Raw genomic sequence first — 21,306 nt, 5'->3', positions numbered from 1 at the left:
TGGCCGGTGCGCGGGGCGTGCGGCGGTCAGTGGGCCTGCGTGTGGCGTCGGCGGCCGTGGCGCTCGCGGAGCGCGAAGATGCCGAGCCAGACGGCGATGACGACGCCCGCGGCGACGGAGAAGGTGAGCGGCGCGTGGGCGACGGTGCCCAGGACGACGCCCAGCAGCAGGAGCGCGGCGACGATGAACAGCACGGTTAACAACCCCCAGGGTTTCGGTGAACGATTGTGGTTACAGTTGTTCACTGACTTCCCAGTCTAGCGGCTCATAGACTTTCCAATTACAGAGAACAGTTGTTAACTGCATGGTATGAGTCACACTCTCGGCATCCGGCAGGCCCAGAAGCAGAAGACCCGGCAGGCACTCCTGGACGCGGCCCTGGGGCTGCTGGAGGAGCAGAGCCTGAGCAGCCTCGGGCTGCGCGAGGTCACCCGCGCCGTCGGTGTGGCCCCGACCGCCTTCTACCGCCACTTCCGCTCCACGGCGGACCTGGGTGTGGCCCTGGTCGAGGAGGCGCTGGGCAGCCTGCACCCGATGATCCGGACGACGGTGTCCACGACGGGTGACAGCCAGGAACGCATCACGCGCACCATCGAGCTGATCGCCCGTCACGTCGACGGGTACCCCGCCCATGTCCGATTCATCGCCCGTGAGCGGCATGGCGGAGTTCAGCCGGTACGCGAGGCGATACGCGACCAGCTGGCCCGGTTCGCCCAAGAGGTCAAGGACGAACTGGCCAAGGACCCGGTGTCCGAGGGCTGGTCCGAGGACGACCTGCTGATGCTCGCGCACCTCTACGTCGACCAGATGCTGATCACCGCGTCGCTCTTCCTGGAGGCGCTGGAGGGGCCCGACGAGGAGCGCGAGGAGCGGACCAGGGATGTCGCACAGGTGGCGACCCGTCAGATGCGGTTGATCGGGCTGGGCCGCCACCACTGGCTGGACTGACCCGGCCGGCGCGGCTTCCGGCTGCGCCTACTGCGCCTGCCCCTGGCCACCGCCGCCCGGGCCGCCGCAGCCGCCTCCCTGGCCACCACCAGGACCCCCCTGCCCGCCGCCCGGCGCACCGCTCGGCATCCCCGAAGGCGCCCCGGAGGGGGCGCCCGACGGCTTGGTACCACCCGAAGCACCGGCCGAAGCAGCACCCGACGGAGCGCCCGTCGGAGCGCCGGAAGGAGCCCCGGAAGGAGCCCCGGACGGCGCACCCGACGGGGCACCGGACGGCGCCTGGCAGCCCTGCTGCTGCCCGGTCCCGCCCCCGCTGCCCGACGACGAGGAGTCACCCGACCCGCAGGCCGCCAACACCAGGGGCGACAGCACGAGCAGGGTCACGGCCGGAACGAGACGACGCGCACGCTTCATGAGAGACAACTCCAAGGCAGATGAGGCAGTCCTGAGGCGGGCACTCAACCAGCGCCGCATAGGCCTCCCTTGGGCCCGCCCTGTGACCGCCCTGTCAGCCGGGCAAAGCGCACCCCAAGACGCTGCCCCGACCAGCGACTTCACCCCGGCGCTCCACCCGGGCACCGGTACAGTCCCGTGACAGAGGCGGCCGTCCGGGCCAACTCCTCACGCACCTGAGGGGGCGAGAGGACCTCCACCTGGTCGGCGAAGGCGAGCAGCTGGCGGGTCTCGCCGAGGACCCCGTACGTCAGCCGCGCGGTCACCCACTCGCCCTCTCCGTCGTCGTCGGGAAGCTCGGCCAGCAGAGGAGCCGTCAGCCGCAGGAACATGTCGAGCCGGTCACGCCGCACCCTGACGGTGACGTCGAGCCCACCGGGGCGCGCCTCGACCTGCCGGCGCAGCACCTCCCAGACCTCGGCCAGTTCGACGCCGGGGCGCCGCCGTACCGGATCGTCGAGGAGCCGGGCCGAGCGCACCCGGTCCGCCCGGAAGAGCCGTGGCGCGGCCCGCCGGTCGGCGACCAGGTACCAGACGCCCGCCTTGGCGACGAGGCCGTACGGGTCGACGGTGTACGTCCGCACCTGGCGCTCGCCGCTGTGCCGGTAGCGCAGCCGCAGCCTGCGGTCGGCGAAGACCGCGTCCCGCAGCACCTCCAGGTCGACGGCCGGTTGCGGGCCGCCCCGCCAGCGGGTGGCGTCGACGAGGATGCGGCGGGAGGCGGTCTCGGCGGCCGGTCGGTGCGGGGCCGGCAGCGCGGCCATCACCTTGCGCAGGGCCGAGCCGAACGCCGCGTCCAGCCCGAGCGCGGTGTGCGCGCCCTGCGCGGCCAGGACGAAGAGCGCGCGGGACTCGTCGGCGGTGAGGCCGGTGACGTCCGTGCGGAAACCGGCGAGCAGTTCGATGCCGCCGTGCCGTCCGCGTTCGGCATAGACCGGGACGCCCGCGGCCGACAGGGACTCGACGTCGCGGTAGACGGTGCGGACGGACACCTCGAGCCGCTCGGCGAGTTCACGGGCCGGGACCCGGCCGCGGGTCTGCAGGAGCAGCAGGATCGACAGCAGTCGGTCGGACTTCACGGCATCAGCATCGTGCCGTGTGGGAGCCCGCCGCAAATGTTGACGGAGGCTGTCAGGTTATCCGGCGATGCTCCTCTCGCCCACGCACACAGGAGGAGATCCGATGACCACCGACCCCCGCCCGCTGTTCGCCCGCGCCGCCGAGCAGGCCACCGCGCTGATCCAGACCGTACGCCCGGAGCAGCTCGACCGCCCCACCCCGTGCTCCGAGTTCGACGTGCGCACGCTGCTGAGCCATCTCACCGGCGGAGCCCGCCGCATCGCGATCGCGGGCGAGGGGGGCGACGCGGTCGCCGCCCAGCCGTTCGCCGAGGGCGTGCCCGACGACGGCTGGGCCGTCGCGTACGACGAGGCCAGGATCCGGGCCGTCAAGGCCTGGGCGGACGACGACCGACTGGACGCCCTGCTGCGTCTGCCGTTCGGTGAGATGCCGGGCCGGACCGCCCTGTCGGCCTACGTCATGGAGACGGTGACCCACACCTGGGACCTGTCCGAGGCCCTGGGACGGCCGCTCGCCCTCGATCCGCAACTGGCCGAGTTCGCGCTCACCGTCGGCCACCGCATGCTGCCCGACGAACAGCGGGACGAGCGCACGCCGTTCGGCTCGGCCCGGCCGGCCCCCGAGGGAGCCGATGCCTACGACAGGCTGGCCGCCTGGCTGGGGCGCGAGCCGCTCAGCCGAGCCTGACCCGGGCGAGCTGGCGGGACTGGGCGACCAGCCGGCCGGCGCTGTCCCACACCTCGGCGTCCTCCTCGAGGAAGCCGCCGGCGAGGTTGCGCGTGGTGATCGACACGCGCAGCGGGCCCGGTGCCGGGCGGCAGCGGACATGCACGGTCAGCTCGACGGTGGGCACCCAGCCCTTCAGCCCGAGCTCGAAGGCGGTGGGCGGCAGGGCGTCCACCGCCAGCAGCAGGGAGAGCGGGTCGGGGTCGCGGCCGTCCGCGAGGCCGAACCAGGCCCGCATCTCGCCCTTGCCGGACGGCTGCCCGAGGGCCCAGCCCAGGGTGGACGGGTCGAGCTTGAGCATCAGCCGGTCGGCGATGGCCGAGCTGCCGTCGACGGGGGCGGGCCCGTCCTCGGGGCCGAAGCACTGCTCGATCGGCGGAATGGCGGGCGGTACGGCCGTCGTGCGGACGTCGTCGGGCAGGGCTTCCAGATCGCCGTAGGAGGCGAGGACGCGGATGCGTTCGACCTCGCGGCCCTGCTCGTCGTACTGGAAGAGGGAGGCCTGGCCGGTCGACAGGGTCCGGCCGGTGCGAACGACGTCGGTGCGGACGACCGCCGGGCCGGGCTGGGACGCGGTCAGGTAGTGCGCCGAGACGGTGAAGGGGTCGGCGTGCGGCAGGGTGTCCGCGAGCGCGCGGCCCAGGACCGCCAGCAGGTAGCCGCCGTTGACGGCGCTGATGATCGTCCAGCCGGCGGAGAGGTCGATGTCGTAGACGCCGGGCGCACGGCGGGTGACCGCGGTGTCGCGGTCGAACTCGCTGTCACCGATCGAGGCCCGGACGGCCGGGGCGGAGGCTGCTTCTGGCATGCCTGAACAGTACAAGAACTAACTACTAAGCGGTAGCTTTCCTCACCGCCCGGCGGTTCGGGCTTGGTGAGACACGGGCAATATCTCGGTAAGTGTCCGACACATCCGTAAACCCGGGGCGAGTTCCCGTCCTCTGAAAGGGCATGAGCCTCACCGGGACTCCGTTCCTCTGCGCGCTGGTCGTGCTGTCCGTCCTCGCCCTCGCCCTGCCGCTCGCCCTCTGGTCGCGCCTGCGCGGCCCCCGTCTCCTGCGCGCCGCGGCCCGGACACTGATGCTGCTGTTCGCGCAGGGGACGGCCGTGGCCCTGGTGTTCACCCTGGTCAACAACGCCAACAACCTGTACGACAACTGGGCCGACCTGCTCGGAACCGGCGACCATGTGCAGCAGGCGGCCGACCTGGGCGCCGACGGCACCGGCGGTATCGTGCTGCGGCGGCTGCCCAAGGTGCGGCAGATCTTCGAGCCGGCCGGCGGACCCGGGATGCGCGCGGCCGGCGGAGTGCGGGTCACCCAGCTCGAAGGCCGGGTGTCGGGGGTGAACGCCGAGGTCTACGTCTGGCTGCCGCCGCAGTACGACGACCCGGCCTACCGGCATCACAGGTTCCCGGTCGTCGAACTGCTGCCCGGCTACCCGGGCTCGGCGAAGGCCTGGTTCGGCTCGCTGCAGGTGCACGAGCAACTGCTTCCGCTGATGCGGGACGGCCGGGTCGCCCCGTTCATCCTGGTCGCGCCGCGCACCAACCTGCTGGCCGGGGTGGACACCGGCTGCGCCAACATCCCGGGCACGGTCAACGCCGACACCTGGCTGAGCGTCGACGTGCCGAAGATGGTCATGGACAACTTCCGCGTCGAGTCCGCCCCGCGGGGCTGGGCCGTCGCCGGCTACTCGGCCGGGGCGCACTGCGCCGCCAAGCTCGCCGTGGCCCACCCCGACCGCTACCGGGCCGCCGTGAGCCTGTCCGGCTACAACGACCCGATCGGCGAACGCGACTCGCTCGCCGCGCAGAGCCCCGCCCTGCGGGCCGAGAACGACCCCCTCCTGCTGCTGCGCGAGGCGCCCGTGCCGCCGCGGATCGCGCTCTACCTCTCCGGCCAGCCGCACGACGGCTACGAGGCGGCCGTGGCCCTGGAGCAGACCGCGAAGGCCCCGACGACCGTGCACGTGGTGTACGTCCCACGGAGCGCGGGCGGTCACACCATGGCGCTGTGGCGGCCGCAGGTGGTCCCGGCCTTCCGCTGGCTGACCGAGGTCACCGGCCGCGGCCCCGTCACGGCAGGAGGGGCTGCTCCTCCTCGCTCACCGTCGACCGCCGGTGCCACGCCCGCGGAGCTCGCCAGTGGTACCGCATCGCGAGCAGCCGCAGTACGAAGGCGGTGATCACCGCGAGGGTGCTGGTGAGCGGGGACAGGGCGTCGTAGCGGATGCAGAGCACGACCATCGTGGCGCCGACGATCGCCGGAACCGCGTACAGGTCGCGGTCCCAGCGCAGCAGCGAGGGCACCTCGTTGGCGAGCACGTCCCGCAGCACGCCCCCGCCCACCGCGGTGACCATCCCCAGACAGGCCGAGGCGGTCAGGTTGAGCCCGTACTCGTACGCCTTCGTCGTCCCGGCGACGCAGAACAGGCCGAGGCCGGCCGCGTCGAACACGTTCACGGCGACCTGGATGCGCTCCACATGGGGATGCAGGAAGAAGACGAGGAGCGTGGCGAGCAGCGGGGTGAGGAAGTACCCCAGGTCCGTGAAGGCGGCGGGCGGGACGGCCCCGATGACCAGGTCACGGAAGAGCCCGCCGCCCAGCGCGGTGCCCTCGGCGAGCACGGCCATGCCGAACACGTCGAAGTTCTTGCGCACCGCCAGCAGGGCGCCGGAGATCGCGAAGACGAAGATGCCGATCAGCTCGAGCGAGTGCTGGACGGACGGGGAGAAGAGTTCCTGGAGCACCCGAACATTTTTACCCATGGCGAAGCCCCCGCCCCCAGGTGCGAGGGCGGGGGCTCGGACGGAGTCACTTCTCCACAGGTGAGGTGTTGTTCTCCGCGGCGTCGTGGGCCGACGAGAGCAGCTTGGTGTCCTGCGGCTGCTGGTCCTCGAAGTTCTCCGGGTGGTGGCAGGCGACCTGCTGCCCGGCCCGCAGCTCCACCAGCGGCGGCTCGGTGGTCTTGCAGATCTCCGTCGCCTTCCAGCACCGGGTGTGGAAGCGGCAGCCGCTCGGCGGGGCGATCGGCGAGGGCACGTCGCCCTTGAGCAGGATCCGCTCGCTCTTCACACCCCGGCGCTTCGGATCCGGGATCGGCACGGCCGACAGCAGGGCCTTCGAATACGGGTGCATCGGCGACTTGTACAGCTGGTCGCGCTCGGCCAGCTCGACGATCTTGCCGAGGTACATCACCGCGATCCGGTCCGAGACGTGCCGGACGACGGACAGGTCGTGCGCGATGATCACGTACGTCAGGCCCAGCTCGTCCTGGAGGTCGTCCAGCAGGTTCACCACCTGCGCCTGGATCGACACGTCCAGCGCGGAGACCGGCTCGTCCGCCACCACCAGCTTGGGGTTGAGCGCGAGCGCCCGGGCGATGCCGATGCGCTGGCGCTGACCGCCGGAGAACTCGTGCGGATAGCGGTTGTAGTGCTCGGGGTTGAGGCCGACCACCGACAGCAGCCGCTGGACCTCCTTCTTCACCCCGCCCTCGGGGTCGACGCCCTGGAGCTTGAAGGGGGCGCCGACGATGGTGCCGATCGTGTGCCGGGGGTTCAGCGAGGAGTACGGGTCCTGGAAGATCATCTGCACGTCACGGCGCATCGGGCGCAGGTCACCCGTGCCGAGGTGCGTGATGTCCTTCCCCTGGAACTCCACCGAGCCGCCGGTCGGTTCGAGCAGCCGGGTGATCAGCCGGCCCATGGTGGACTTGCCGCAGCCCGACTCACCGACGACGCCGAGCGTCTCGCCCTTGCGGACCTCGAAGTCGATGCCGTCGACGGCGCGCACCGCTCCGGTCTGCCGCTGGAGCAGGCCCTTGCGGATCGGGAAGTGCTTCTGAAGACCGGTCACCTTCAGCAGGACGTCACCGTCGGCGGTGGTGTCCTTGGTGAGGGTGCTCCCGCTCGTGTCCGGTTCGCTGACCGTCTTGTCGTCGCTCACAGCTTCGGCGCAATCTCTTCGGTCCAGATACGCTCCCGCTGCTCCTGGGTCATGTGGCAGGCGGCCCAGTGCGAGCCGCCGACCTCGGTCAGCTCGGGGCGGACCGTGCGGGTGACGTTGTCCTTCGGGATGTCCGCGTACGGGCAGCGCGGGTGGAAGGCGCAGCCGGACGGGAGGTTGATGAGGGAGGGCGGCGCGCCCTTGATCGGGATGAGCCGGTCGGTCTCCTCCCGGTCCAGACGCGGCATCGAGCCGAGCAGACCCCAGGTGTAGGGGTGCCGGGGCGCCGAGAACACCTCCTCGGCGGGACCGCGCTCCACACACCGGCCGCCGTACATGACCAGCAGGTCGTCCGCCATCTCGGCGACCACGCCCAGGTCGTGGGTGATCATGATGACCGCGGAGCCGAACTCCTTCTGCAGATCGCGGATCAGGTCCAGGATCTGCGCCTGGACGGTGACGTCCAGGGCGGTGGTCGGCTCGTCCGCGATGAGCAGCTCGGGGTTGTTCACCAGCGCCATGGCGATCATGGCGCGCTGGCGCATACCGCCGGAGAACTCGTGCGGGTAGCCGTCCACGCGCTTGCCGGGCTCGGGGATGCCGACCCGGTCCAGCATCTCGATCGCCCGCTGCTTGGCTACCTTCTTGCTGACGTCGTGGTGGACCCGGTAGGCCTCCACGATCTGGTGCCCGACCGTGTAGTAGGGGTGCATCGCCGACAGCGGGTCCTGGAAGATCATGGCCATCTTCCGGCCGCGCAGCCGCCGTACGTGGTCGGGGTCGGCCGCGATCAGCTCCTGGCCGTCCAGCCACACCTCGCCGGAGACCTTGGCGCGCGCCGAGCGGTGCAGGCCCATCACGCCGAGCGAGGTGACGGACTTGCCGGAGCCGGACTCGCCCACGATGCCCAGGGTCCTGCCCTTGCGCACGTCGAAGCTGACGCCGTCCACCGACTTGACCAGACCGTCGTCCGTGTCGAAGTGGATGCGCAGGTCCCGTACGGACAGGAACGCGTCGTCCCCCGTGGACGGGGCGACGGAGTCCGGTTCGCCGAGCGCGGCTTTGTCGAGCTTGCTCACGAGTACCTCACCCGGGGGTCGATGGCGGCGTACACCAGGTCGACGATCAGATTGCAGAGGACGATGAAGAACGCGGCGACCAGGGTCACGCCCATCACGATGGGCAGGTCGTTGTCCTTGATGGCCTGGACCGAGTAGGCGCCGATCCCCTGGAGGGAGAAGACGGTCTCGGTGAGCACCGCGGTGCCGACCAGGGTGCCGAAGTCCATGCCGAAGATCGTGACGATCGGGGTGAGCGCGGAGCGCAGGCCGTGCTTGGACACGACCGTGGTCTCCTTCAGACCCTTGGCCCTGGCCGTTCGGATGTAGTCCTCACTCATCGTCTCCAGCATGCCCGCCCGGGTGAGCCGTGCGTAGAGAGCGGAGAAGAGGAAGGCGAGGCTGACCCAGGGCAGCAGCAGGTGCCAGGCCCATTCGGCGGGGTTCTCGGTGAACGGGACGTAGTCGATGCTGTCCCAGATCGGGATCTCGTAGACGAAGAGCGCGTTGAGGATCTGGCCGGTGAAGAAGATCGGCAGCGAGACGCCGGCGAGCGCGATGAACATCGAGATGCGGTCGATCGGCTTGCCCTTGCGCAGTGCCGAGATGACGCCGGTCGTCACACCGGAGACCAGCCAGATCACCGCGGCACCGATGGCCAGGGAGAAGGAGACCGGGATCCGCTGCTCCAACTGGGGCCACACCTCGATGTGGCTCTTGAAGGAGTACCCGAAGCAGGGTGCGCTGCAGTGCGTCGCGTCGGGACCGAACGTGTAGTCGGCGCCCACCACGAGGCCCTTGAGGAAGTGCCAGTACTGCTCGTAGACGGGCTGATCCAGTCCCAGGTTCTGCTTGATCGCGGCGACGGACTCGGGGTTCGCGTCCTTGCCGACGTACTGGGTGGCCAACTGGTCGGCCGTCTGGCCCCCGAGGCGGGGCACCAGGAAGAAGATGGCGAAGGTGACTGCGCTGACCACCAGCAGCAACAGCACCGCGCCCATGACGCGTCGGAGGATGTACGCAGCCACAGCTGTACGGCTCCGGGCGGCCGCGGCGGGATGTGTCCGCCGCGGCCACCCGGTGCCTTCACCTGCCTTTCAGAGGTTCCGGCCTGCTGGTTACTTCGAGGAGCTCATCAGCAGGTAGTCGTACATGCCGAGGTAGGCCTGCGTGACCGTGACGTTGGTCGCGGACTTCGGCCGGAGCAGCAGGTTCTTGCGGTAGACGACCGGGACGACCGAGGCGTTGTCGAGCACCATCTTGTCGATCTCGCCCCAGGCCTTGGTGCGGGCCGCGTCGTCGGTGTTGGCGATCGCGTCCGTCAGGGCCTTGTTGATCTTCGGGTCGTCCAGCTCCATCAGGTTGTTGCCGCCCGAGGGCTTGATGGCGGCACCGTTGACGACCTGGTCGAGGAAGCCGTAGCCGGTCGGCCAGTCGGCGCCCCACGCCATCGACAGCATGCCGAGCTTGTTGTCGTGGACGTAGCTCGGGACACCGGCGAAGTTGGAGAAGTACTTACCGGCCGGGAACTGCTTGATCTCGACGTTGATGCCGATCTTCTTCAGCGACGCCTGGACGGCGGTGGCCTGGGCGACCTCGGCGGGGCGGTCGGAGCGAGCGGTCAGGATCGTGTTGAAGCCGTTCGGCTTGCCGCACTCCTTCAGCTCCGCCTTGGCCTTCGCCGCGTTGCCCTTGTTGCCCTCGGTCGCGTAGGTGTCGAACTTGGTGTAGCCGTTGACCGACGGCGGCAGCAGCGTGGTCGCCACGTCACCCTTCGGCTTGCCGCCCATGGCGTCGAGCACGGACTGCTTGTCGAGGCCCCACTGCACGGCCTTGCGGCAGTGGATGTTGTCGAACGGGGCCACGTGCAGGTTCAGCGCGATGTACTGCGTGGCGCCCGCGTACGAGCTGTCCGTCTGACCGGCGTTCTTGCCGGCCAGCACCTTCGGCTGGGTCTGCGGAGCCACACCGGTGCCCGCCGCGTCACCCGTGATCTTGTCCGAGAGCAGGTCGTTGTCGATGGTGACCTGGTTGACCTTGAACTTGATCGTGACCTTGTCCGGCAGGGCCTTGCGGATCGGGTCCGTCTTCGGGTCCCACTGCGGGTTGCGCACCAGGGTGGCGCCGCGGCCCTCCTCGTAGGACTGGAACTGGTACGGGCCCGAGGACACGATGTGCTGCACGTACTTCGCGCCGTCGTCCTTCGCCTGCGGCACCGGCGCGGTCTGGGAGAACGTCGCCAGGTAGTCGAAGTCGGCGAAGGGCTGCTTCAGCTTGAAGACGATGGTCCGGTCGTCCGGCGTCTCGATGGACTTGATGCCGTCGGGCGACTTGTCCTTGTAGGGACCCTTGTACTTGTCGCCGCCCTCCAAGTACGACTTGAAGTACGTCGGCCCGTTGGACAGGGCCTCGGGCGCGAAGTTGGAGCGCTCGATGGCGTACTTCACGTCCTTGGACGTCACCTCCTTGCCGTCCTGGAACTTCACACCCGCACGCAGCTTGTACGTCCAGGTCTTGGCGTCCGGGCTGGACTTGCCGAGGGACTCGGCGAGGTCGGGCACGACCGTCAGGCCGTCCTTGCCCGCCGCCGGTTTGAACGTGGTGAGCGTTCTGCCGTAGAGGCGGGAGAAGTTCTGCACCCAGCCGTAGTACGTGTTGCCCGGGTCGAGGGAGTCGGGCACGTCCGAGTGCTCGTACGAGACCGTCCCGCCCTTCTTGCTCGACGCGTTGACGATCGAGTTCAGCGCGGCGTCCTTCTTGCCGCTGCCTCCCCCGTCGTTGTCGTCACCTCCGCCGCCGCACGCGGCAGCACCCAGCGACAGTGCCAGGACCGACGCAACGCCGGCGGTCACCCTTCTCGTCTTCACCTGAGGAAGCCCCCTCATTCGATGGATCACTTGCTGCGAGGGTCGAGGGCGTCACGCAGCCCGTCACCCAGCAGGTTGAAGGCCAGGACGGTGATGAAGATCGCCAGTCCGGGCACGAACATGTACTGCGGATCAGCCGTGTAGAGATCCACAGCGTTGCTGAGCATGCCGCCCCAGGAGGCCTGCGGCGGAGCGATACCGACGCCGAGGAAGCTCAGCGCGGCCTCGAACAGGATGTTCGTCGGGATGATCAGCGTCGAGTAGACGAGGATCGGCGCGACGAGGTTCGGGAGCAGTTCCCGGAACAGCACGTACGGGCCGCGTGCGCCGAGGCTCGTGGCGGCCTCGATGAACTCCCGCTTGCGCAGGGTCATGGTCTGCGCGCGCACGATGCGTCCGATGTACGGCCAGCTGAAGAAGCCGATCACGAAGATCAGCACGCAGATGCGCAGGGACAGCCCGTCGAGACCGAAGAACCCGTCCTGCACGGAGGCCGAGATCGAGATGGCGAACAGGAGCAGCGGGAAGGCGAGGAAGGTGTCCATCAGCTTGCTGATGATGCTGTCGACCCAGCCGCCGTAGTAGCCGGCGACGACACCGAGCACGGTGCCGATACACACCGACAGCAGGGTGGCGCCGCCCGCGACCAGCAGGGAGACCCAGGAGCCGTCGATGATGCGGGCGAGCATGTCCCGGCCGTACTGGGGGTCCACGCCGAGGGGGTGGTCCCAGCTCATGCCTCCCCAGCCGCCCTTGGGGGCGAGCAGCGCGGGGTCGATGAGGTCCTGGTTGAACTTGTTGGGATCGAGGCCGAAGATCCACTGGATCGGCTTGGAGAACACCGCCAGCAGCGTGAGCAGGACGACGACGACGCCTCCCGCCATCGCCACCTTGTCCCGCTTGAAGCGCATCCAGGCGATCTGGGTGAGCGAGCGACCCTCGATCTGGCTCTTCTTGACCCCGGAGAGCACGGCCTCGGGCTGTGCTCCGGCTTCCGCCCCGGTGGTCTCGATGGGTGCGGTCACGGTGCGATTGACCCCTCTCGGGCCGGCGATCGCCGAGCCCCTGGCTGCCGCTGTAGCGGTTTTGTTTGTCTCGTACACAAGACCGACCCGGCCCGTGTCTTGCGGGGAGTCTTCAACGCTTTGGCGATCTGTTGCCAGACTTGGCGGTGAAAGGATGCGTAAACGTGATGCTGTCTGCGGGGTTCCGTTATCCGGACAGCGGGTAGCGGGGGTCGGACGCGCTGCGTTTGGTGGATTTTAGGACACACCCCTCCTTTTCACCCTTATCTACGCGCGGAGAGCTGAGTGGTCGTCACCATCGGGGTGGCGCGGGAGAGGTGTGCGGGGCCTTTCCGGGACGGGTCAGTACCGGCCCTGCGCGGGCGGGTAGCCGTAGCCCGAGACCGGGGCCTGGACGGGGGCGGTGACGTGGGCCTCGCGGTCGTAGAAGGGGCGGGCCTTCGCGCGCAGCCACATGGCGACCGGGTCGTGCTCGTCGGACATCGCGACGGTCGACACGGGCAGGCCGTCCGGTACGGCGCCGAGGGACTGCTGCATCATCGCGCGCACGGAGTCCACGGCCGGCGGCGAGGTGTCGTACACATCCAGTCCGATGGCGAGGTACGGCGCCCCGAGCGCGGGCTGTACCCAGGCGCGGCGCAGCGAGCGGACGGCCGGGGTGCGGTGGGCGTTCTGCGCGAGCAGGGCGTAGAACTGCGGGAGCTCGATGGCCGGTTCGGACAGCCGCAGGGGGCCGGCGGGCTGGCGGTCCAGGCCCGTGGCGATCCGGCGCAGGTCGAGCCAGGGGATGCCGACGCCGCCGCCGGGGGCGTGCGGGTTGAGCCAGAGGCCGTAGTGGTCGGGGTAGAGGGCGCGGGCGACGTCGACCCCGTCGACCACCTCGTACGAGCGGTTCCAGCCGCTGGCCGAGAGCTCCTGGGCGGAGGTGACGCACGGCGCGTAGCCGTACCCGTCGACCTCCATGTTCCCGTACTGGGCGTCGGGCGAGCCGGCCTGACCGTGCCACAGCAGCATCCAGATCTGACCGGAGTGCGGGGTGGCGAGCGCGCGCAGGAGCGCCTCGTAGGCGTCGTAACGCCCGGGCGTGACCTGGCGCAGCATGTGCTCGACCTGTCCGGCCGCGGCCGTGCCGCTCGCGCTCACCTTTACCGCCCCTTCGTACAACGCCTCGACCGTGACCTAGCTTAAGCCCGCGCGCCGACTCGGGACTTGCCCTCGTCCGGCGGGTGCGGGTCCGTCTGTGGCTTGTCGCGCCCACGTGGCGAAGCCGCATGGTGCCACAGCCTCGCGCCCCTCGGTGCGTCGCCCTACCGCTGGAAAAAGGGCCGGACCCGGTCGCGCATCCAGTTGCCCACCGGGTCGTCCGTCACGTCCAGGAGGACGAGGTTGACCGGCCACGGGGCCGGGGACCTGGTCACCGCCCGGGTCAGGGCCTCCAGGGGCAGGGCACGCAGGTCGCCTTCCCACTGGGAGAGTTCGACGCCCACGAACATCACCGGGTCGGCGGTCTCGATCGCGGCGAGGCAGCGGCGGGCGGTGAGGACGACGCCGATCGCCTCGAACTCGGCGGAGGCGGCGGCGAGGAAGTCCACCGGGTCGTCCTGCCAGTCGGGTTCGAAGAGGCGGACCCGGCCGCCGCTCGCGGGGCCGTCCAGCGGGGTCCGGCCGGCCCTGCAGAGCTCGGCGACGGCGGGCGGCGGGAGGGGGATGCCGACCACGCCGCCCGGGTTGACGGCCATCCCGGCGTGCGGGGGCAGGCCGCGGGCGAACTCCACGGCTGGGGCGATGGTGTACGACATGTGGGAGCCGACGACCTGGCGGAACTGCTCCTCGGAGCTGAACACCGGCACGAACGCCTGGCCGTCGATCTCGATGGCGGGCAGGTCGAGGGGGCCGCTGTTCGGGCCGCCGCCGCTGGGCAGCGGGATCCAGACGAAACTCCGGCCGAGCACCTCGACGACCCGCCCGGCGGCCGACGGCCCGGCGCCGAGGGAGGCCGAGAGCACCTCCTCCAGCTCGTTGCCGGGCCATCCACCGTGCGGGTGGGTCTGTGTCTGCGCCGGGAAGTCCGCGGAGAAGTCCGCCGGGAAGTCCATCTGCCTACCGCCTGCCTGAAACCACTGCTGTGGCTAAGAAGGCTAGCGGCTCATGCGCGGCGAGCGGTGAGCACAGGGCGGGGGCGAGTACGGCCGGCTCGTGGAGCACGCGGTGGGTGGGCCGCGGACGGCCGAGGTGCCGGTGGGTACAAGCACCCAACGGGTTGCCGGCGGGTGATGCACCGCTGCGCGGTCAGGATGTGAAGCCGATGCGGTGCAGGGTGTTCGCCGTGTTGCGGTCGGCGAGGATGGCCGAGCCGCAGCCGGTGGGGAGTTCGCCGCGTTCCACCGAGCGCAGCAGGCGGGCGCCGGCGGCGCGGTGGCGCAGGAAGGCGTAGCGCGAGACGCCGCGGCCGCGGTCGCGCTGGCCCTCCAGGGCCTGCTCCGGTGTGACGTCGAGGAGCAGGAGGTGCAGGGTGCCGCCCCGGCGGCGGGCCTCGCGGGCCAGCCAGCGGCGGACCCAGGTCTGGGTGCCGCAGTCGTGCACCACGACGCCCTCGCCGGTGCGCAGGGCGCGGCGCAGCCCGGCGTAGTGGGCGAGGCGGACGAGGGGGCGGTAGACCGCGTACGGCAGGAAGCGCGGCATGCGGCCCTCCCAGCGGTCGCGGGTGTCCTGGGAGTCGACGCGCCGGCCCGGCACGGTGCGCCGCATCAGCGTGGACTTGCCGCTACCGGGCAGGCCCGTGACCACGACCAGGTCGCGGGGGCCGAACAGCAGCGCCTGCGGGCCCCGGCCGGCGCGGTCGCGCAGGTCGCGGACGACCGGCACGGGCAGCGGGCCGCAGACCGCCCGGGCCGGAGCGGCCGGCTGCTCGGGCAGCGCGATGCCCGACGTCGTGGCGTACGCGGTGGTCCTGTTCACCGTGATCGTCCTCCCCTGGGGCCAGGTACGGAGTCCCATCCCCGCCGAGTGTAAAGAGAAGGTAATGCCCGGTCTCTCTTATTTCAGTCCTCGTCCTGTAACAGGCCTGCTACCGGACATCATGCGCAGTGCTCCGGCCTTCAGGCCGGGGGTGAGGCGAATCGTGTGGCTGCGACGCGGAGCGTCGCAGTCTCGTTCCGGCGGAGTCGGCCCCTGCTTCGTGACGGTGATGGGTCGTTCACATGTTCCCGGCGACGACGTGGGTTCGACGTGCCTAGTGTGATCGTCATGCAGCAAAGGGTGATCCCCCTGCCACCCCGGCAGGATGCGTGCAATGATGTGCGCGCCAACTGCATACCGGCCGTTTGAATCCGCGCGGGAGAGTCCCCAGCACCGCTGACGCTGGGGCGCCGAAGGAGCAAGTCCCTCCCTTGAATCTCTCAGGCCCCGTTACCGCGCGGGCGAGGCACATCTGAAAAGCGGGCCGCACCCTCCTCCGGATGTACCGGGAGGCGGCGTGGCTCCACCCAAGGTGCAAGCCGTGTCCCGTGCGGTCATGGCGAACCTCTCAGGTTCCGATGACAGATGGGGAGGAACGACCTCGCCGTCATGCATCTGGGAGAACCGACCGTGAGCAGTACAGGAGAACTCCGTCACACCGCGCTCGATGCCCTGCATCGCTCGCTCGGCGCGACGATGACCGACTTCGCCGGCTGGGACATGCCCCTGCGCTACGGTTCCGAGCGCGACGAGCACCACGCCGTGCGCACGAAGGCCGGGCTCTTCGACCTCTCCCACATGGGCGAGATCACCGTCACCGGCCCGCAGGCCGCCGCCCTGCTCGACCACGCGCTGGTCGGCAACATCGGCGGCGTCAAGCCCGGCCGTGCCCGGTACACCATGATCTGCCGGGCCGACGGCGGCATCCTCGACGACCTGATCGTCTACCGGCTGGCCGAGCACGAGTACATGGTCGTCGCCAACGCCTCCAACGCCCAGGTGGTCCTGGACGCGCTGGTGGAACGTTCCGCCGGGTTCGACGCCGAGGTGCGCGACGACCGGGACGCCTACGCCCTGATCGCCGTCCAGGGCCCCGAGTCGCCGGGGATCCTGAAGTCCCTGACCGACGCCGGCCTCGACGGCCTGAAGTACTACGCCGGGCTGCCCGGCACGGTCGCGGGGGTCCCGGCCCTGATCGCCCGTACCGGGTACACCGGCGAGGACGGTTTCGAGCTGTTCGTGAAGCCGGAGCACGCGGTCGAGCTGTGGCAGGCCCTGACCAAGGCGGGCGAGGGCGCCGGCCTGACCCCGTGCGGGCTGTCCTGCCGTGACACCCTGCGCCTGGAGGCGGGCATGCCGCTGTACGGGCACGAACTGAGCACCTCCCTCACGCCGTTCGACGCCGGGCTCGGCCGGGTGGTGAAGTTCGAGAAGGAGGGCGACTTCGTGGGGCGCGAGGCGCTGGCCGGGGCGGCCGCCCGTGCAGAGCAGAACCCGCCCCGCGTCCTGGTCGGCCTGGTCGCCGAGGGCCGCCGGGTGCCGCGCGCCGGGTACGCGGTCGTCGCCGGTGGCGAGGTGATCGGCGAGGTGACCTCCGGCGCCCCCTCCCCCACGCTCGGCAAGCCGATCGCGATGGCCTACGTCGACGCCGCGCACGCCGCCCCCGGCACGCCCGGTGTGGCCGTGGACATCCGGGGCAGTCACGAGCCGTACGAGGTCGTGGCGCTGCCGTTCTACAAGCGCCAGAAGTAGACACTGACCACGGGCCGCCCCGCGGTCCCGGGCCCATCACCCATCACCCCGCTCACCAGCGGTCCCCTTCATCAGCACTCCCGCGCGTACAGGAGAATCCAGGCCATGAGCAACCCCCAGCAGCTGCGCTACAGCAAGGAGCACGAGTGGCTGTCGGCCGCCGAGGACGGCGTCTCGACGGTCGGCATCACGGAGCACGCGGCCAACGCCCTCGGCGACGTCGTCTTCGTCCAGCTCCCCGAGGTCGGTGACACGGTGTCCGCGGGCGAGACCTGCGGCGAGCTGGAGTCGACCAAGTCGGTGTCCGACCTGTACTCCCCGGTCGCGGGTGAGGTCACCGAGGTCAACGAGGACGTCGTCAACGATCCGTCGCTGGTGAACTCGGCCCCCTTCGAGGGCGGCTGGCTGTTCAAGGTGCGCGTCACGGACGAGCCGGGCGACCTGCTCTCCGCCGACGAGTACACCGCGTTCTCCGCCGGCTGAGGAGTCGTAGCCGTATGTCCGTCCTGAACACCCCCCTGCACGAGCTCGACCCGGCCGTGGCGGCGGCGGTCGACGCCGAGCTGCACCGCCAGCAGTCCACGCTCGAGATGATCGCCTCGGAGAACTTCGCTCCGGTCGCGGTCATGGAGGCGCAGGGCTCGGTCCTCACCAACAAGTACGCCGAGGGCTACCCGGGCCGCCGCTACTACGGCGGCTGCGAGCACGTCGACGTGGTCGAGCAGATCGCGATCGACCGCATCAAGGAGCTGTTCGGCGCCGAGCACGCCAACGTCCAGCCGCACTCGGGCGCCCAGGCCAACGCCGCCGCGATGTTCGCGCTGCTCAAGCCGGGCGACACCATCATGGGTCTGAACCTCGCGCACGGCGGGCACCTGACCCACGGCATGAAGATCAACTTCTCCGGCAAGCTCTACGACGTCGTCGCCTACCACGTGGGCGAGGACGGCCGGGTCGACATGGCCGAGGTCGAGCGGCTCGCCAAGGAGTCCAGGCCGAAGCTGATCGTCGCCGGCTGGTCGGCGTACCCGCGACAGCTGGACTTCGCCGCGTTCCGCCGGATCGCGGACGAGGTCGGCGCGTACCTGATGGTCGACATGGCGCACTTCGCCGGGCTGGTCGCGGCGGGGCTGCACCCGAACCCCGTGCCGCACGCGCACGTGGTGACGACGACCACCCACAAGACGCTGGGCGGACCGCGCGGCGGTGTGATCCTCTCCACGGCCGAACTGGCCAAGAAGATCAACTCCGCTGTCTTCCCCGGTCAGCAGGGCGGTCCGCTGGAGCACGTGATCGCGGCCAAGGCGGTCGCCTTCAAGGTCGCGGCCTCGGAGGACTTCAAGGAGCGCCAGCGCCGTACGCTGGAGGGTGCCCGCATCCTGGCCGAGCGTCTGGTGCGGGACGACGTCCGGGCCGTGGGCGTCGACGTCCTGTCCGGCGGCACGGACGTGCACCTCGTCCTGGTCGACCTGCGCCACTCGGAGCTGGACGGTCAGCAGGCCGAGGACCGCCTCCACGAGGTGGGCATCACGGTCAACCGCAACGCGATCCCGAACGACCCGCGCCCGCCGATGGTGACGTCCGGGCTGCGGATCGGCACCCCGGCCCTGGCGACCCGGGGCTTCACGGCCGAGGACTTCGCGGAGGTCGCGGACGTCATCGCCGAGGCGCTGAAGCCGTCCTACGACACCGAGGCGCTCAAGGCCCGGGTGAAGGCCCTGGCCGACAGGCACCCGCTGTACCCGGGCCTGAACAAGTAACGAACACCGCTCGGGGTCGCCGTGCCGCCAGAAGCGGTCACGGCGACCCGCACCCTGTGCACCACCCCGTAGTCAGGAGTACCCCCGTGGCCATCTCGGTCTTCGACCTGTTCTCGATCGGCATCGGCCCGTCCAGCTCCCACACGGTCGGCCCCATGCGGGCGGCGGGGCTGTTCGCCCGGCGGCTGCGCAACGAAAAGGTGCTGGAGTCGGTCGCCTCGGTCCGCGCCGAGCTGTACGGCTCGCTCGGCGCCACGGGCCACGGCCACGGCACGCCCAAGGCGGTGCTGCTCGGCCTGGAGGGCGACTCGCCGCGCAGCGTGGACGTGGAGTCCGCCGACGAGCGAGTGGAGACGATCAAGGCGGACGGCCGGCTGAGGCTGCTGGGCGAGCACGAGATCGCGTTCTCCTTCGACGACGACATGGTCCTGCACCGCCGCAAGGCCCTGCCGTACCACGCCAACGGCATGACCCTGTGGGCGTACGACGCCTCGGGCGCGGAGCTGCTGACGAAGACGTACTACTCGGTCGGCGGCGGCTTCGTCGTCGACGAGGAGGCGGTCGGCGCGGACCGCATCAAGCTGGACGACACCGTGCTGAAGCACCCGTTCCGCACGGGGGACGAGCTGCTGCGCCTGACGGAGGAGACGGGTCTGTCCATCTCCGCCCTGATGCTGGAGAACGAGCGGGCGTGGCGGACCGAGGAGGAGATCCGCGAGGGCCTGCTGGAGATCTGGCGCGTGATGGAGGCGTGCGTGGCGCGCGGCATGTCCCAGGAGGGCATCCTGCCGGGCGGCCTGAAGGTGCGCCGCCGGGCCGCGAACACCGCGCGCAAGCTGCGCTCCGAGGGTGACCCGCAGGCCCTCGCCATGGAGTGGATCACCCTCTACGCGATGGCGGTCAACGAGGAGAACGCGGCCGGTGGCCGGGTCGTCACCGCCCCCACGAACGGCGCCGCCGGCATCATCCCCGCGGTCCTGCACTACTACGTCAACTTCGTGCCCGGCGCCGACGAGGAGGGCGTGGTCCGCTTCCTGCTCGCCGCTGGCGCGATCGGCATGCTGTTCAAGGAGAACGCCTCCATCTCCGGCGCCGAGGTCGGCTGCCAGGGCGAGGTCGGCTCCGCCTGCTCGATGGCGGCGGGCGCGCTGGCCGAGGTCCTCGGCGGCTCGCCCGAACAGGTCGAGAACGCCGCGGAGATCGGTATGGAGCACAACCTCGGTCTGACCTGCGACCCGGTCGGGGGCCTGGTCCAGATCCCGTGCATCGAACGCAACGGCATGGCGGCGGTGAAGGCCGTCACGGCCGCACGCATGGCGATGCGCGGCGACGGCTCCCACAAGGTGTCCCTGGACAAGGTCATCAAGACCATGAAGGACACCGGCGCGGACATGTCGGTGAAGTACAAGGAGACGGCCCGGGGCGGGCTCGCGGTGAACATCATCGAGTGCTGACGTCACGCCGGCCGGGGGTCGATCTCCACTCGTAGCGCCTCCACCGCGGCCTCCAGGGCGCCCTCGACGGCCTCACCGGTGTCACCGGTGGCGATCACCGCGCCGAGCAGACTGGAGGAGAAGTGCTCGGGCGGCAGCCTGACGGTCGTGCCCGGGGCGCGGTCGAGCACGACGTGCTGGACGCCGGGGACGCCGAGCGCGGTGTCGAGGCCGTCGACCCGTACGAGCTTGCCCGCCGCCGGAGCCATGATCTTCCGCAGGCCGGCGTGCAGCGGCGGCTGATCGGGCAGGCGCGGGGCCCGGCCGGTGGCGACCCGGATCACGTTCTCGTGGAAGGGGACCCCGGTCGCCAGTCCCACCAGATGCGAGCCGATGAAGTCCCCGCCGGCACGGGCGGCGACCTCGATCAGCCGGACGCCCTTCCCCGGGTCGTACATGCACTCCAGGTGGAAGGCGCAGTCGTCGAAGCCGAGGGCGAGGACGGTCTCGCGGGTGAGTGCGTGCACGGCGGAGCGCGCGGCGGCGGGCAGGGCGCTGGGATGGAGATGGGCGAGTTCCAGGCGGAACGGCTCGGTGGTCGTCTTGTCGGTGATGCCGCAGACCGTCACCTCGCCTCGGTGCACGAAGCCCTCGACGCTGTGCTCGCTGCCGCGCAACAGCTCCTCCAGGACGAGGTCGCCGCGGTCGTGGCGGAAGATGCTGTCGCCGTCCGTCCCGGTCAGGCGCGTCAACTCGTCGAAGGCGGAGCGGAGTTCCTGTTCGTCCCGCAGCAGGAAGATGCCCTTGCTGCCGCTGCCGGCGGCCGGCTTCAGTACCGCCGGGGCCCCGATGTCGTCCAGCGCCCGCACGGCGTCCCGCCACGTCCGTACCCGGGCGAAGCGCGGTATCAGGTGCGGCCGGTCCGCGAGGGCGCGGCGCATCAGGTACTTGTTGCGCGCCAGGCGAGCCGCGGCGGGGGCGATGCCGGGCAGGCCGAGGCGCCGGGCGGCGCGGGCCGCCGGTTCGACGCCCGCGTCGGACCAGGCGACGACGCCGGCGACGGTATGCGCGGCGGCGACGGCGTCCACCGCCGCGTCGAAGGCCTCGGTGTCGTGCGGGTCGACGGCCCGTGCCTCGGCGAGCAGCGCGCGCGGCAGTCCGGCGGGAGGCCGCGCCGCGAGGAGCGCCACGGAACAGCCGCTCCGGTGGGCGGCCTCGAACGCGGGGCGGTGTTCGAGCGGGTTCTTGCGCAGCCCGACGAAGACGACGACGGGACGCGGGGCGGGCTCGGGCACG

The 21,306-nt window shown here is 70.6% G+C and carries 20 protein-coding genes and 1 riboswitch; of the genes, 7 read left to right on the top strand and 13 right to left on the bottom strand.

The features are described 5' to 3' along the window. Positions 1-26 precede the first annotated feature (26 nt). Positions 27-194 (bottom strand): hypothetical protein, encoded by a 168-nt coding sequence (locus ABZ016_RS21525; RefSeq protein ID WP_039933717.1) that lies wholly within the window; start codon positions 192-194, stop codon positions 27-29. Positions 195-309: 115 nt separating this feature from the next. On the opposite strand from ABZ016_RS21525, the gene ABZ016_RS21520 reads away from it, so the two are divergent. After that, a complete protein-coding gene (locus ABZ016_RS21520) occupies positions 310-948 on the top strand; it encodes a TetR family transcriptional regulator (RefSeq protein ID WP_356918253.1) in 639 nt (212 codons plus the stop codon). 554 nt (positions 949-1,502) lie between these two features. Here ABZ016_RS21520 and ABZ016_RS21515 read toward each other — a convergent pair. Next, a complete protein-coding gene (locus ABZ016_RS21515) occupies positions 1,503-2,480 on the bottom strand; it encodes a YafY family protein (RefSeq protein ID WP_356918252.1) in 978 nt (325 codons plus the stop codon). A 103-nt stretch (positions 2,481-2,583) separates the two neighbouring features. On the opposite strand from ABZ016_RS21515, the gene ABZ016_RS21510 reads away from it, so the two are divergent. After that, positions 2,584-3,168 carry a TIGR03086 family metal-binding protein gene (locus ABZ016_RS21510; protein WP_356918251.1) on the top strand — a complete coding sequence of 195 codons (585 nt, stop codon included), beginning with the start codon at positions 2,584-2,586 and terminating at the stop codon, positions 3,166-3,168. On the opposite strand, the gene ABZ016_RS21505 is transcribed toward ABZ016_RS21510, so the two are convergent. Then, complete coding sequence (locus tag ABZ016_RS21505; protein ID WP_356918250.1) at positions 3,155-4,015, bottom strand: thioesterase family protein; 861 nt, start codon at positions 4,013-4,015, stop codon at positions 3,155-3,157. The two genes, ABZ016_RS21510 and ABZ016_RS21505, sit on opposite strands and share 14 nt — an antisense overlap. Before the next feature lie 143 nt (positions 4,016-4,158). On the opposite strand from ABZ016_RS21505, the gene ABZ016_RS21500 reads away from it, so the two are divergent. Beyond that, on the top strand, positions 4,159-5,394 hold the full coding sequence (locus ABZ016_RS21500; RefSeq protein ID WP_356918249.1) for an alpha/beta hydrolase-fold protein: 1,236 nt from the start codon (positions 4,159-4,161) through the stop codon (positions 5,392-5,394). Here ABZ016_RS21500 and ABZ016_RS21495 read toward each other — a convergent pair. The 9 genes from ABZ016_RS21495 to ABZ016_RS21455 form a co-directional block, all read right to left on the bottom strand. Further along, positions 5,285-5,959 carry a trimeric intracellular cation channel family protein gene (locus tag ABZ016_RS21495; protein ID WP_356918248.1) on the bottom strand — a complete coding sequence of 225 codons (675 nt, stop codon included), beginning with the start codon at positions 5,957-5,959 and terminating at the stop codon, positions 5,285-5,287. The genes ABZ016_RS21500 and ABZ016_RS21495 overlap by 110 nt on opposite strands. Positions 5,960-6,023: 64 nt before the next feature. Continuing rightward, positions 6,024-7,157, bottom strand: coding sequence for a dipeptide ABC transporter ATP-binding protein (locus tag ABZ016_RS21490; RefSeq protein WP_356918247.1), 1,134 nt, complete (start codon positions 7,155-7,157; stop codon positions 6,024-6,026). Then, positions 7,154-8,236, bottom strand: coding sequence for an ABC transporter ATP-binding protein (locus tag ABZ016_RS21485; protein WP_356918246.1), 1,083 nt, complete (start codon positions 8,234-8,236; stop codon positions 7,154-7,156). The genes ABZ016_RS21490 and ABZ016_RS21485 overlap by 4 nt, the downstream gene beginning before the upstream one ends. Continuing rightward, on the bottom strand, positions 8,233-9,243 hold the full coding sequence (locus ABZ016_RS21480; RefSeq protein ID WP_356918245.1) for an ABC transporter permease: 1,011 nt from the start codon (positions 9,241-9,243) through the stop codon (positions 8,233-8,235). Before ABZ016_RS21480 ends, ABZ016_RS21485 begins: the two co-directional genes overlap by 4 nt. 90 nt (positions 9,244-9,333) lie before the next feature. Beyond that, positions 9,334-11,100: an ABC transporter substrate-binding protein gene (locus ABZ016_RS21475; protein WP_356918244.1), complete on the bottom strand. Its 1,767-nt coding sequence runs from the start codon at positions 11,098-11,100 to the stop codon at positions 9,334-9,336. 8 nt (positions 11,101-11,108) lie between these two features. Continuing rightward, complete coding sequence (locus tag ABZ016_RS21470) at positions 11,109-12,107, bottom strand: ABC transporter permease (RefSeq protein ID WP_356918243.1); 999 nt, start codon at positions 12,105-12,107, stop codon at positions 11,109-11,111. Positions 12,108-12,449: 342 nt separating this feature from the next. Beyond that, positions 12,450-13,250: an enhanced serine sensitivity protein SseB C-terminal domain-containing protein gene (locus ABZ016_RS21465; protein ID WP_356918242.1), complete on the bottom strand. Its 801-nt coding sequence runs from the start codon at positions 13,248-13,250 to the stop codon at positions 12,450-12,452. A 164-nt stretch (positions 13,251-13,414) separates the two neighbouring features. After that, positions 13,415-14,203, bottom strand: a complete 789-nt coding sequence (locus tag ABZ016_RS21460; protein ID WP_356918241.1) for an enhanced serine sensitivity protein SseB — start codon at positions 14,201-14,203, stop codon at positions 13,415-13,417. A gap of 193 nt (positions 14,204-14,396) precedes the next feature. Then, positions 14,397-15,065, bottom strand: a complete 669-nt coding sequence (locus ABZ016_RS21455) for an AAA family ATPase (RefSeq protein WP_356918333.1) — start codon at positions 15,063-15,065, stop codon at positions 14,397-14,399. Positions 15,066-15,431: 366 nt separating this feature from the next. Further along, positions 15,432-15,531: riboswitch (glycine riboswitch) on the top strand. A gap of 164 nt (positions 15,532-15,695) precedes the next feature. Between ABZ016_RS21455 and gcvT the strand changes: the two genes are divergently transcribed. The 4 genes from gcvT (at position 15,696) to ABZ016_RS21435 (ending at position 20,031) form a co-directional block, all read left to right on the top strand. After that, positions 15,696-16,817, top strand: coding sequence for a glycine cleavage system aminomethyltransferase GcvT (gene gcvT / locus ABZ016_RS21450; protein ID WP_356918240.1), 1,122 nt, complete (start codon positions 15,696-15,698; stop codon positions 16,815-16,817). Between the two features lie 105 nt (positions 16,818-16,922). Next, positions 16,923-17,300 carry a glycine cleavage system protein GcvH gene (gcvH, locus tag ABZ016_RS21445; RefSeq protein ID WP_003993100.1) on the top strand — a complete coding sequence of 126 codons (378 nt, stop codon included), beginning with the start codon at positions 16,923-16,925 and terminating at the stop codon, positions 17,298-17,300. Between the two features lie 14 nt (positions 17,301-17,314). After that, a complete protein-coding gene (gene glyA, locus ABZ016_RS21440) occupies positions 17,315-18,577 on the top strand; it encodes a serine hydroxymethyltransferase (protein ID WP_356918239.1) in 1,263 nt (420 codons plus the stop codon). Positions 18,578-18,663: 86 nt separating this feature from the next. Next, entirely contained in the window at positions 18,664-20,031 is a 1,368-nt protein-coding gene (locus tag ABZ016_RS21435; protein ID WP_356918238.1) for an L-serine ammonia-lyase, read from the top strand. Between the two features lie 2 nt (positions 20,032-20,033). On the opposite strand, the gene ABZ016_RS21430 is transcribed toward ABZ016_RS21435, so the two are convergent. Beyond that, positions 20,034-21,305, bottom strand: coding sequence for an ATP-grasp domain-containing protein (locus ABZ016_RS21430; protein WP_356918237.1), 1,272 nt, complete (start codon positions 21,303-21,305; stop codon positions 20,034-20,036). Between the last annotated feature and the right edge of the window lies 1 nt (position 21,306).

Source organism: Streptomyces sp. NPDC006372, from assembly GCF_040612515.1.
GTDB lineage: Bacteria > Actinomycetota > Actinomycetes > Streptomycetales > Streptomycetaceae > Streptomyces.
Note: the sequence above shows the minus strand (reverse complement) of the source record. Positions and strands in the feature narration are given on the sequence as shown.

Coding starts and splice junctions, on each gene's coding strand:
- ABZ016_RS21520 (WP_356918253.1), top strand. CDS start 310: ATGAGTCACACTCTCGGCATCCGGCAGGCCCAGAAGCAGAAGACCCGG.
- ABZ016_RS21510 (WP_356918251.1), top strand. CDS start 2,584: ATGACCACCGACCCCCGCCCGCTGTTCGCCCGCGCCGCCGAGCAGGCC.
- ABZ016_RS21505 (WP_356918250.1), bottom strand. CDS start 4,015: ATGCCAGAAGCAGCCTCCGCCCCGGCCGTCCGGGCCTCGATCGGTGAC.
- ABZ016_RS21500 (WP_356918249.1), top strand. CDS start 4,159: ATGAGCCTCACCGGGACTCCGTTCCTCTGCGCGCTGGTCGTGCTGTCC.
- ABZ016_RS21475 (WP_356918244.1), bottom strand. CDS start 11,100: ATGAGGGGGCTTCCTCAGGTGAAGACGAGAAGGGTGACCGCCGGCGTT.
- ABZ016_RS21460 (WP_356918241.1), bottom strand. CDS start 14,203: ATGGACTTCCCGGCGGACTTCTCCGCGGACTTCCCGGCGCAGACACAG.
- gcvH (WP_003993100.1), top strand. CDS start 16,923: ATGAGCAACCCCCAGCAGCTGCGCTACAGCAAGGAGCACGAGTGGCTG.
- glyA (WP_356918239.1), top strand. CDS start 17,315: ATGTCCGTCCTGAACACCCCCCTGCACGAGCTCGACCCGGCCGTGGCG.